The organism is Peptoniphilus harei, assembly GCF_900454685.1.
GTDB classification, from domain to species: domain Bacteria; phylum Bacillota; class Clostridia; order Tissierellales; family Peptoniphilaceae; genus Peptoniphilus_A; species Peptoniphilus_A harei.
In genome coordinates, this window is record NZ_UATM01000034.1 from 1 (window position 1) to 6,452 (window position 6,452).

The 6,452-nt window shown below is 26.5% G+C and carries 7 protein-coding genes and 2 pseudogenes; 5 read left to right on the plus strand and 4 right to left on the minus strand.

What is annotated here, in order from left to right; translation table 11 throughout:
- From DRZ96_RS12350 to DRZ96_RS10250, 5 genes and pseudogenes are all read left to right on the plus strand, one after another.
- Positions 1-321, plus strand: a pseudogene (locus tag DRZ96_RS12350) (helicase); the annotation flags it as partial.
- Positions 311-652: a hypothetical protein gene (locus DRZ96_RS11810; protein ID WP_112890599.1), complete on the plus strand. Its 342-nt coding sequence runs from the start codon at positions 311-313 to the stop codon at positions 650-652. The pseudogene DRZ96_RS12350 and the gene DRZ96_RS11810, both read left to right, overlap by 11 nt.
- Complete coding sequence (locus DRZ96_RS11815; RefSeq protein WP_256584876.1) at positions 624-1,331, plus strand: single-stranded DNA-binding protein; 708 nt, start codon at positions 624-626, stop codon at positions 1,329-1,331. The genes DRZ96_RS11810 and DRZ96_RS11815 overlap by 29 nt, the downstream gene beginning before the upstream one ends.
- Complete coding sequence (locus DRZ96_RS11820; RefSeq protein WP_256584877.1) at positions 1,318-1,494, plus strand: hypothetical protein; 177 nt, start codon at positions 1,318-1,320, stop codon at positions 1,492-1,494. The genes DRZ96_RS11815 and DRZ96_RS11820 overlap by 14 nt, the downstream gene beginning before the upstream one ends.
- Before the next feature lie 800 nt (positions 1,495-2,294).
- Positions 2,295-2,777 carry a radical SAM protein gene (locus DRZ96_RS10250; RefSeq protein WP_256584879.1) on the plus strand — a complete coding sequence of 161 codons (483 nt, stop codon included), beginning with the start codon at positions 2,295-2,297 and terminating at the stop codon, positions 2,775-2,777.
- Between the two features lie 131 nt (positions 2,778-2,908).
- Here the strand turns inward: DRZ96_RS10250 and DRZ96_RS10255 are convergent, their stop codons facing one another.
- From DRZ96_RS10255 to DRZ96_RS10265, 4 genes and pseudogenes are all read right to left on the minus strand, one after another.
- Complete coding sequence (locus DRZ96_RS10255; protein ID WP_256584880.1) at positions 2,909-3,715, minus strand: radical SAM protein; 807 nt, start codon at positions 3,713-3,715, stop codon at positions 2,909-2,911.
- A gap of 651 nt (positions 3,716-4,366) precedes the next feature.
- The gene (locus DRZ96_RS11825; RefSeq protein WP_256584881.1) at positions 4,367-4,795 is read right to left on the minus strand and encodes a single-stranded DNA-binding protein; all 429 of its coding nucleotides are present in this window, start codon (positions 4,793-4,795) and stop codon (positions 4,367-4,369) included.
- 56 nt (positions 4,796-4,851) lie between these two features.
- A complete protein-coding gene (locus DRZ96_RS11830) occupies positions 4,852-5,508 on the minus strand; it encodes a hypothetical protein (protein WP_256584882.1) in 657 nt (218 codons plus the stop codon).
- A gap of 33 nt (positions 5,509-5,541) precedes the next feature.
- Positions 5,542-6,452, minus strand: a pseudogene (locus tag DRZ96_RS10265) (helicase); the annotation flags it as partial.

Below are 6,452 nucleotides of genomic sequence, written 5' to 3' on the forward strand. Positions count from 1 at the left end.
TAGTACAGATAAAGACATCTATTGGATTTTGGGATTTTAGTGAGCTTGTATCAGTAAATGAAGAAAAACTGAGAGAAGTAATGGGACTTTGAGATAGATGATGATGGCAACTTCTATGATCCATTATCTAAGATATGGATTTAGACGGAATAATAGATAGAAATGATGCTGATTTTAGAGATAGTAAAGTGCAGGAAATAGGAGATTTTGAAATGAAAGAAAAAACATCTATTATGGATAAATTAAAGGATATAGGGAGAATTTAGCAGTAAATAATAATATAAAAGAATAAATAATAGTAGTGAACCATGTGGCAGATAAAACTTTAAATGATATTATTAGAGGAAAAAGAATATGGAATTTGATAGAGATAGATTTAATGAATTTATTTCAAGAAAATTTTTCTTTTGATGGTGCTACTCAGAGAATAATTAACAATATAGTTGAATATGGAATTAAAAATTTTGCCACTTCAGAAGATAAATTAGTTGAATTTATTCAGACTACAATTGATGATCCAACAGTTGAAGAAATCAAACAATTTATTATTAGTGATGAGAAAGAAGAAGAAATAAAAGATTTCACAGATGAGATGGATAAAAAAAATAAAAGGAGGAATAGCAATGAATATAAAAAAGGGAAATGTAATTGAAACTGAATTTGGAGACACTATGGTACTGGATGTGAAAGATAATCAAGCGACCTTATTTGACGGAAATCAATTTATTTTAGCCACAGGAGTAGAATTTAATAAAGAAAGTGGAAAGTATGAATGGGATTCTGTTAGATATGCAAGTGATATAACAATAGCAAATATGGAAAATACAAATTTTGAAAGCATGAAGAATACAATAGATTTTTTAGCAGAATATAATCATAAAGAATTTGTAAAAGGTATTATATCTCTTGAAACAGGAGTAGAAAATGAAAATGTTCTTAATAATGCCTATGATAATTATATGAACGATTCAGTTATGGGGCTTATTGATGAGAAGTTTATTGAATATATAGACGAAGAAGAGTTAAAAGAAAACTTAGAAGTTAATCAAGAACAAGGAGATAAAGAGATGAAAGATATAGATAATAAAGAGAAGGATACATTAAATATAGATGGAAATATAGCAACTGATATAGAAATTAAAGATTTAAAATCAAAAGATGGGAGGGACTTTAAAGTAGCCTCCTTTTCTATTGCTGAAAATGACAAGGAAGGAAATGCAAAATTCATCAGCTGCTACGCCTATAATGACAAAATCAATCAAGTAAAAAATTTGAAAAAGGAGATTTTGTACACCTATTTGGCAAAGAAAGAAAAGTATGGGAAAGGATAATAAGGAATACACAAATCTAAAAGTATACTCTGCAAAGTTATTAAAAGCTAAAGAGCATACTAAAGCAAAAGCATCAACACTAGGAAAATTAAAGGAATTTAAGACTAAAGGGGATATGAAAGTGGATGAAAAGAAGAAAAAGGATAATAGCATAGAAAGGTAAAAGATTATAGGGGGCAGGTTTTAGGATTGCCTTTATTTTTTTGATAAGTTTGCAATATCGGTTATACATTAATATTCTTAATATAATAATGTATAAACATAACAACAAGTTTAAATCAAAAAACTATTAGTAGATAATTTAAAATTAATCAGCAATGATCATTAATTTTCATATATGTAATTTTATTTTTGCAATTGATATTAATATATATGATAAAATTTCAAAGTTTTCGAAATTACGTAAACTTAACAGAATTAGAAAATTGTCCTTGAAATAAACTTTTAGAAGAATCGATTATTCAATATCGTAAATATAGAAAAATAAGACAAAAGTAAGCTGACAAAAATAAGATTAAATAATATTATAAAGACAGTACAACAAAAGTTGTATTTGCGTTGTTTACTAAGATTTAGAAAGGAGAACTTTTATGAAATCAGTTAATGAAGTGAAACTTTGGACGGAAGTTGAAATTGAAGAGCTTGAAGAAAGAGAAGAATATATTTCTTGTTTGTGTTGTTGGAGAATTTAGTATAATTTAACGTTTTTAGCTTTAAAGTTGTGAAACTTAATTAGTGAACAACGCAAAAAAATATGGCGGTGTTGTTATTATTAATGGCATCGCCATAATACTACACATTAGGAGGACTAAACATGGCTATATTAACAAAATATATTTCGTTTTATAATATTAACGAAGAAAATGAATTGATGGGAATGCACTTTCTGGTGCTATTGATATTATAGATTCGGAAACGAAATCTATAATTCATAAGTTTAGTGAACAAGATAACATTAAAGCTTTGAATGCTAGAGAAAAAAATATATATGATTCTTTGAAGAAAAGAGGATATATATTTGAAGATAGAAATCATGAGTTAAATGAGATGAAACGACAAATGAAAATTCATGAATATTTATGTGATATATCTGTGATTCATGTTATTTGTCCTACTATGTTTTGTAATATGAATTGTGTATATTGTTTTGAACCTTCTAAGGTTAGAAATCAACAAAAAGTTATTAGTGATAATCAATGTCAGTCTATTTGTGATTTTATATATAAAGTAAAAGAGAATAAACCAAATATAAAGCATCGAATTCAATTATTCGGGGGAGAACCTATTCTTCCTATTACCAAAGATATAAATATTAAAATTTTGTCGTTTGCTGAAAAAAATAATATTCCAGTTAGTATAATAACAAATGGAAGTCATGTGGAAAACTACATAAATATTTTTAAAAGATTTGAAAAATACGATAGATTCCGTACAGATAACTATTGACGGAATTAAATTAATTCATGATTCTAGAAGAGTTTATAAAAATGGTAAAGGAACATTTGACGATATAGTTAATGGATTGGATTTTATTAGTAAATACTAAAATTAGGGCTATCTATCCATTTTTTTTGATTTTAAAAAATTTCAAGCTCTTTTAAGTAGTTAATATTATACTGATTTATATTAACTCTTAAATTTATTTGCCTTATTTTAGTATTTACTAATAAATCCAATCCATTAACTATATCGTCAAATGTTCCTTTACCATTTTTATAAACTCTTCTAGAATCATGAATTAATTTAATTCCGTCAATAGTTATCTGTACGGAATCTATCGTATTTTCAAATCTTTTAAAAATATTTATGTAGTTTTCCACATGACTTCCATTTGTTATTATACTAACTGGAATATTATTTTTTTCAGCAAACGACAAAATTTTAATATTTATATCTTTGGTAATAGGAAGAATAGGTTCTCCCCCGAATAATTGAATTCGATGCTTTATATTTGGTTTATTCTCTTTTACTTTATATATAAAATCACAAATAGACTGACATTGATTATCACTAATAACTTTTTGTTGATTTCTAACCTTAGAAGGTTCAAAACAATATACACAATTCATATTACAAAACATAGTAGGACAAATAACATGAATCACAGATATATCACATAAATATTCATGAATTTTCATTTGTCGTTTCATCTCATTTAACTCATGATTTCTATCTTCAAATATATATCCTCTTTTCTTCAAAGAATCATATATATTTTTTTCTCTAGCATTCAAAGCTTTAATGTTATCTTGTTCACTAAACTTATGAATTATAGATTTCGTTTCCGAATCTATAATATCAATAGCACCAGAAAGTGCATTCACCATCAATTCATTTTCTTCGTTAATATTATAAAACGAAATATATTTTGTTAATATAGCCATGTTTAGTCCTCCTAATGTGTAGTATTATGGCGATGCCATTAATAATAACAACACCGCCATATTTTTTTGCGTTGTTCACTAATTAAGTTTCACAACTTTAAAGCTAAAAACGTTAAATTATACTAAATTCTCCAACAACACAAACAAGAAATATATTCTTCTCTTTCTTCAAGCTCTTCAATTTCAACTTCCGTCCAAAGTTTCACTTCATTAACTGATTTCATAAAAGTTCTCCTTTCTAAATCTTAGTAAACAACGCAAATACAACTTTTGTTGTACTGTCTTTATAATATTATTTAATCTTATTTTTGTCAGCTTACTTTTGTCTTATTTTTCTATATTTACGATATTGAATAATCGATTCTTCTAAAAGTTTATTTCAAGGACAATTTTCTAATTCTGTTAAGTTTACGTAATTTCGCAAAACTTTGAAATTTTATCATATATATTAATATCAATTGCAAAAATAAAATTACATATATGAAAATTAATGATCATTGCTGATTAATTTTAATTATCTACTAATAGTTTTTTGATTTAAACTTGTTGTTATGTTTATACATTATTATATTAAGAATATTAATGTATAACCGATATTGCAAACTTATCAAAAAAATAAAGGCAATCCTAAAACCTGCCCCCTATAATCTTTTACCTTTCTATGCTATTATCCTTTTTCTTCTTTTCATCCACTTTCATATCCCCTTTAGTCTTAAATTCCTTTAATTTTCCTAGTGTTGATGCTTTTGCTTTAGTATGCTCTTTAGCTTTTAATAACTTTGCAGAGTATACTTTTAGATTTGTGTATTCCTTATTATCCTTTCCCATACTTTTCTTTTCTTTGCCAAATAGGTGTACAAAATCTCCTTTTTTCAAATTTTTTACTTGATTGATTTTGTCATTATAGGCGTAGCAGCTGATGAATTTTGCATTTCCTTCCTTGTCATTTTCAGCAATAGAAAAGGAGGCTACTTTAAAGTCCCTCCCATCTTTTGATTTTAAATCTTTAATTTCTATATCAGTTGCTATATTTCCATCTATATTTAATGTATCCTTCTCTTTATTATCTATATCTTTCATCTCTTTATCTCCTTGTTCTTGATTAACTTCTAAGTTTTCTTTTAACTCTTCTTCGTCTATATATTCAATAAACTTCTCATCAATAAGCCCATAACTGAATCGTTCATATAATTATCATAGGCATTATTAAGAACATTTTCATTTTCTACTCCTGTTTCAAGAGATATAATACCTTTTACAAATTCTTTATGATTATATTCTGCTAAAAAATCTATTGTATTCTTCATGCTTTCAAAATTTGTATTTTCCATATTTGCTATTGTTTTTATATCACTTGCATATCTAACAGAATCCCATTCATACTTTCCACTTTCTTTATTAAATTCTACTCCTGTGGCTAAAATAAATTGATTTCCGTCAAATAAGGTCGCTTGATTATCTTTCACATCCAGTACCATAGTGTCTCCAAATTCAGTTTCAATTACATTTCCCTTTTTTATATTCATTGCTATTCCTCCTTTTATTTTTTTATCCATCTCATCTGTGAAATCTTTTATTTCTTCTTCTTTCTCATCACTAATAATAAATTGTTTGATTTCTTCAACTGTTGGATCATCAATTGTAGTCTGAATAAATTCAACTAATTTATCTTCTGAAGTGGCAAAATTTTTAATTCCATATTCAACTATATTGTTAATTATTCTCTGAGTAGCACCATCAAAAGAAAAATTTTCTTGAATAAATTCATTAAATCTATCTCTATCAAATTCCATATTCTTTTTCCTCTAATAATATCATTTAAAGTTTTATCTGCCACATGGTTCACTATTATTTATTTCTTTTTATATTATTATTTACTGCTAAATTCTCCCTATATCCCTTTAATTTATCCATAATAGATGTTTTTTCTTTCATTTCAAAATCTCCTATTTCCTGCACTTTACTATCTCTAAAATCAGCATCATTTCTATCTATTATTCCGTCTAAATCCATATCTTTAGATAATGGATCATAGAAGTTGCCATCATCATCTATCTCAAGTCCCATTACTTCTCTCAGTTTTTCTTCATTTACTGATACAAGCTCACTAAAATCCAAAATCCAATAGATGTCTTTATCTGTACTAGCTCTTTTAAATCACTTGCATCTAAGGGATCATAGGTGTATTGAAAGCTGTCAATTAGGTTCTTATCTACATAGGTGTTCATCTTGTAATTTATTAAATCTAAACTTACTTGTATTTCATGTTTTTCATCTGGTGTAGTTGTATAAGCTTTCCTATATCTGTTAAGTCAGGAAATATAGTATCAAAGTCCTCTAACCTGTTTTCTTCATCATATTCTCTGTTAAGGAAGTCTATCAATTCTTCCTTTACTTCTTCTAGTAATGGATTATCTTGGCTTATATCTTCACTTTTTCCCATATCTAGTAAATTATTTACTTCTGCAAGTCTTAATGTCTTATCCTTTAAAAGTTCAGCTTGTGGAAATGTCTTTTGTATTTCAATTTTGGCTGTTTGAAATTGCTCTTCTGTATCTTTTAGTTTTGAAATTGTATTTTCTAATCTTTCTGGTAATTTATCTAATACATTATCCATTCTTGTTATATATACCTATTTCATCTGTACCAAACTCTCCTCTATATTCTCCCTTGCCTTTTAATATAAAGTTATATTTATTGAAAAAAGAATCATATTTTTATGGATAAATCAAAATTT